We start from the raw sequence: 4,294 nt of genomic DNA, 5'->3' as shown, positions 1-4,294 counted from the left end.
CCCATTTAACATAATGGACGTTATCCGAAATCACCTTTTATAAGTTAAATAAAATCATATACTTAACTATTTTACATCACCCGAAACCACCGCAAAAATCCGCTTTGGAAACAAAGCGAATCTTTTTTGAGCACGTTTGATACTTCTTGCCAATAATTTTGACTAAAAATTACTCCAATTAGCTTGAGTGATACAAATTTGTGATACATTATTGTATATACAAATTTGAATGTTTTTTATGGAACTGTATTTCGAATGGGATGAGGCTAAAAACCAAAAGAATCAGAAAAAACATGATGTATCTTTTGAAACGGCAAGCCTCGTTTTTGAAGATCCTTTACGGATTTCAATCCAGGATCGACATACCAATGGTGAAGAACGTTGGCAAACGATCGGTATGGTTAAAGGTGTACTGATGTTATTGGTGGCTCATACAATCATTGACGATGATGACTGTGAGATCATACGAATCATTAGTGCGAGGCAAGTCACTAAAGCGGAACGCAAACAATATGAGCATGGTTAGATATACACGCAAAGAACTGAATGAAAATTTCAGTGACAAGCAAGATGCTGAAATTAAACGCTTGCTTGCGAAAGGAACTGTACCAGATGAACAATTAGATCTATCTGACATTCCTGAGATTACCGACTGGAGTCATGCTGTTCGCCATGGGCAATTTTATCGTCCAGTAAAGCAACAAACATCTGTTCGTCTAGATGCAGATGTACTTGCATGGTTAAAGGCTCAAGGCAAAGGCTATCAGACACGCATGAATAAAATTCTGCGTGAAGCAATGCTAGAAGATCTTAAGAATCATTGATGAAAATGGGAGCTATAGACTCCCATTTTCAATTTCGCATATGAGATTTTATGTTAAATAGCCCTCAACAGAGGGCTATTTTTAATACTAAAAATTACATGCTTTTAAGACATAAGGATTCATATGCTGCACCTTTAGCTAAAACAGTCTTCAGCTTACCATTCGTGGTTATTTGCAATAGTGCCAAATAGATTCATTTTCGATACTCTTACTTCAAAGCCAAAATTTTTCGGGCACCATTAAGTACGAATAAAGAAACCAGTATGCCAATGATTAAGTCTGGATAAGCTGATCCCGTCCACGCCACGAGTACACCGGCAAATATAACGCCCATATTTACGACAACGTCATTCGCCGAGAAAATCCAACTGGCTTTCATATGTGCGCCATCTTCTCGATGACCAGAAATAAGATATAAGCATGTCACGTTAGCTATAAGTGCGAGCAGGCCAATAACAATCATGAGCGTTGATTCTGGCTCGCTTCCAAACATGAATCGTCTAATGACATCAACAATCACGATAACAGCAAGTAATAACTGAATCCAACCTGCGAAATGGGCTGCTTTTATTTGATATTTCGCAGCTTTTCCGACGGCATATAGCGCAATACCATAAACGGCTGCATCGGCAAACATATCTAGAGAATCAGCAATCAATCCTGTAGACGCAGCAATAATACCGCTGATGAATTCTATAAAGAAAAGTAGAGCATTAATACCTAATAACAGTTTAAGTACTTTAGCTTGTCTCACAGGATCAGGTTCATTAGGTATATCGCCTGAAGAAAGCTGTGTTTCATCAAGTTTCGCCCCAAAACCCAGTCCTTCGAGTTTAGCCGTAATTTGCTGAATCCCTTCATTATGGAAGACTTTCAGTTTTCGATTGGGAAGATCAAAAGTAAGACCTTTAACTGCTTCAATATCTGCAAGAGCCATACGGACCATTTGCTCTTCAGCAGAGCAATCCATTTTAGGAATGATGTAGGTACTTGTTTGCTTAGCCTGTTGATTGCTTATATAAGTTTCAGTCTTCACAAGCTTTGCACCAAGACCCAAAGCTTCAAGTTTGGTGGTTATATTTTCATCTTTTTGATTATGTAGAACCTTTAAAGAACGGTTAGGTAAATCAAAGATGAGTTTTTGAACACCATCAATTGAAGATAGCGCCATACGAACCATCTGTTCTTCCGCAGAACAATCCATTTTGGGAACTAAGTATTCACTCATGTAGTGCGAATCTTTTAAAACGTCTTCAGTGCTTAAATTTTCTTTGGGATCAGAACCATAACAGGATTGAGCGGTATCTTCACAACTGTTTGAAGTGTTACAGCAAGGAGATGAAGATTTTTTTTCTTCCTCTTCACCACAACAGCTAAGCGTATTATCACAATTCTTTGAATTGTTTGCTTCTGCAATTGATGGATGATTTTCTTGTTGAGATTTCTTATCTTCGCATGGTGTTTCTTTACTACATCCACAACCACTCATAATTATACCCATTAAAAAAATTATAAACTTTGAATATTAGAATCCCTATAGTTACTATAGAGTCAAGAATCTTTGGAAATACTAACTCAATGCATTTAAAAATTGGTGAACTCTCTAAAAAAACCTCATGTTCAGTATTAACAATTAGGTTTTATGAAAAGGAAGGTTTAATTCCGGAACCGGAAAGAACGGAAGGAAATTACCGCCTTTACGATGTAGGCTATATTGAGCGAATTAAATTTATTTTGAATTGCCGAACTTTAAATATGAGTTTGAATGAAATTCGTCAATTACTTACCTATAAAGACAAACCTGAGAAAAATTGTTCAGATGTGAATGAATTAATTGACTTACATGTCAGTGCTATCAGAGAAAATATAATCAAGCAACAAAAGCTTATTGAACAACTATCTGATTTAAGAGGTACTTGTGATGGTTTATGTACAATTGACCAATGTGGAGTTTTAAAAAATCTAGCTTGATTATCTAGACCTATGCTTTTTTCAAAAAATCGGCACTGTTGCAAATAACCACGAATGGTAAGCTGAAGACTGTTTTAGCTAAAGGTGCAGCATATGAATCCTTTCCATGGTCGGCATTTTCAGGGCGAAATCATTCTTTGGGCTGTGCGCTGGTATTGTAAATATGGCATTAGCTATCGTGAACTGCAGGAAATGCTGGCCGAACGGGGTGCGAATGTTGATCACACGAATATTTACCGTTGGGTTCAACGTTATACGAATCTAAAAATGGGAGCCTATAGCTCCCATTTTTATTGTTAAACGTTGAATCCTATATGTTTTCCTGTTGGAAGCTCTACATCAATACGGAGCTTCCCACCCATTGCCTCAACATACTTTTTCATGGTTGAAATCTTAAGATCATTGCCACGATTTTCTATTGCTGAAAGCGATGGCTGTTTTATTCCCAAAGTTTCAGCAAGCTCTTTTTGAGAAATTTCGAGTTCTTCACGAATAAGATGAAGCTGATTTTCTAGCAGTAATTCATCAGCCATTTTTTGAATACGGGCTTGGCTCTCTGGAGAGCGGCTAGCTAACAATTCTTGCAGAGTCTTAACCATTAGATTTATCTCCTAGGGTAGTGAGATGAAGTTGGTATTGTTCATCTGCAATATCCAGCATGTCTTTATAAAAACGCTTTTTACCGCCTTTATCAGCAATACATAGAACAATAGCCTGTCGTAAGGGATCAAATGCGAAGAAAGCTCTTAAGGGTCTACCGCGATGTTGAACACGCAGTTCTTTCATATTGGTAAATTTAGACTCATACACAGTATCTACTAAAGGACGGCCTAAACTCGGTCCCTGCTGCTGTAGAACAACCAGGGCAGCTAGGACCTTCTCTTGTGTAGGTTCATCTTGCTGTTCAAGCCACTGATTAAATAGATCTGTCGTAATGACTGTCCACATACCACAACCAAAATATAGATTATAGTCTATATTTTAGGGGCATTATGTTTGTTTTGCAAATGAGAAAGGATAGGCAATAAAAAACCCCGACATCCTGTCGGGGTTTTTCATATTTGGTGCTTAAGCATGACTCCTGTCTAGCTTCACGATCCTGGTGTCTGACTTATGATTATTGTTTTAGGTCTTCGAACATCCTGTTCTTGATGAGTCCATGATAGGAAATCGAGAATCATCTGCCTATTGGAGAATTTCCTGAATGGCTGTAAGCCAGAACGTACAGTGAAAGACCCAAAAAATTATCCCGATATTTGTCCGCAGAAAATGGGGATAAATTCGAAAATGGAAGCCTTAAGAAATCAGAAAAAGTTGCGGTTTTGAGTATTTTTTAACCAATTTTATTGGCGGAATATGACAAAAGCGCTTAAAAAAACGCCGAGATGTGTCGAAGTCGGCGTTTTGGTGAATTTTTGGATGATGTAAAATGATTAAGTATATGATTTTATTTAACTTATAAAAGGTGATTTCGGATAACGTCCATTATGTTAAATGGG

The 4,294-nt window shown here is 37.4% G+C and carries 6 protein-coding genes and 1 pseudogene; 4 read left to right on the top strand and 3 right to left on the bottom strand.

Annotation, left to right across the window (positions count from 1 at the left end; all coding sequences use genetic code 11):
* The first annotated feature begins 238 nt into the window (after positions 1-238).
* Entirely contained in the window at positions 239-526 is a 288-nt protein-coding gene (locus QLG00_RS01175; protein WP_119026056.1) for a BrnT family toxin, read from the top strand.
* Positions 513-824: a BrnA antitoxin family protein gene (locus tag QLG00_RS01170; RefSeq protein WP_004836815.1), complete on the top strand. Its 312-nt coding sequence runs from the start codon at positions 513-515 to the stop codon at positions 822-824. Before QLG00_RS01175 ends, QLG00_RS01170 begins: the two co-directional genes overlap by 14 nt.
* Positions 825-1,032: 208 nt before the next feature.
* On the opposite strand, the gene QLG00_RS01165 is transcribed toward QLG00_RS01170, so the two are convergent.
* A complete protein-coding gene (locus QLG00_RS01165; RefSeq protein ID WP_119026057.1) occupies positions 1,033-2,313 on the bottom strand; it encodes a cation diffusion facilitator family transporter in 1,281 nt (426 codons plus the stop codon).
* 89 nt (positions 2,314-2,402) lie between these two features.
* Between QLG00_RS01165 and cadR the strand changes: the two genes are divergently transcribed.
* Positions 2,403-2,795 (top strand): Cd(II)/Pb(II)-responsive transcriptional regulator, encoded by a 393-nt coding sequence (gene cadR, locus QLG00_RS01160; RefSeq protein ID WP_007484277.1) that lies wholly within the window; start codon positions 2,403-2,405, stop codon positions 2,793-2,795.
* Between the two features lie 93 nt (positions 2,796-2,888).
* Positions 2,889-3,050: pseudogene (locus QLG00_RS01155) on the top strand (IS6 family transposase); the annotation flags it as partial.
* A 41-nt stretch (positions 3,051-3,091) separates the two neighbouring features.
* Here the strand turns inward: QLG00_RS01155 and QLG00_RS01150 are convergent.
* Both QLG00_RS01150 and QLG00_RS01145 read right to left on the bottom strand, forming a co-directional pair.
* A complete protein-coding gene (locus QLG00_RS01150) occupies positions 3,092-3,394 on the bottom strand; it encodes a helix-turn-helix domain-containing protein (protein WP_119026058.1) in 303 nt (100 codons plus the stop codon).
* A complete protein-coding gene (locus QLG00_RS01145) occupies positions 3,387-3,743 on the bottom strand; it encodes a type II toxin-antitoxin system RelE/ParE family toxin (RefSeq protein ID WP_004668307.1) in 357 nt (118 codons plus the stop codon). The genes QLG00_RS01150 and QLG00_RS01145 overlap by 8 nt, the downstream gene beginning before the upstream one ends.
* Between the last annotated feature and the right edge of the window lie 551 nt (positions 3,744-4,294).

It is taken from the genome of Acinetobacter sp. V89_7 (assembly GCF_029967895.1).
Taxonomy (GTDB): Bacteria; Pseudomonadota; Gammaproteobacteria; order Pseudomonadales; family Moraxellaceae; genus Acinetobacter; species Acinetobacter soli.
Note: the sequence above shows the minus strand (reverse complement) of the source record. Positions and strands in the feature narration are given on the sequence as shown.

Coding starts and splice junctions, on each gene's coding strand:
- QLG00_RS01150 (WP_119026058.1), bottom strand. CDS start 3,394: ATGGTTAAGACTCTGCAAGAATTGTTAGCTAGCCGCTCTCCAGAGAGC.
- QLG00_RS01170 (WP_004836815.1), top strand. CDS start 513: ATGAGCATGGTTAGATATACACGCAAAGAACTGAATGAAAATTTCAGT.
- QLG00_RS01165 (WP_119026057.1), bottom strand. CDS start 2,313: ATGAGTGGTTGTGGATGTAGTAAAGAAACACCATGCGAAGATAAGAAA.
- QLG00_RS01175 (WP_119026056.1), top strand. CDS start 239: ATGGAACTGTATTTCGAATGGGATGAGGCTAAAAACCAAAAGAATCAG.
- cadR (WP_007484277.1), top strand. CDS start 2,403: ATGCATTTAAAAATTGGTGAACTCTCTAAAAAAACCTCATGTTCAGTA.
- QLG00_RS01145 (WP_004668307.1), bottom strand. CDS start 3,743: ATGTGGACAGTCATTACGACAGATCTATTTAATCAGTGGCTTGAACAG.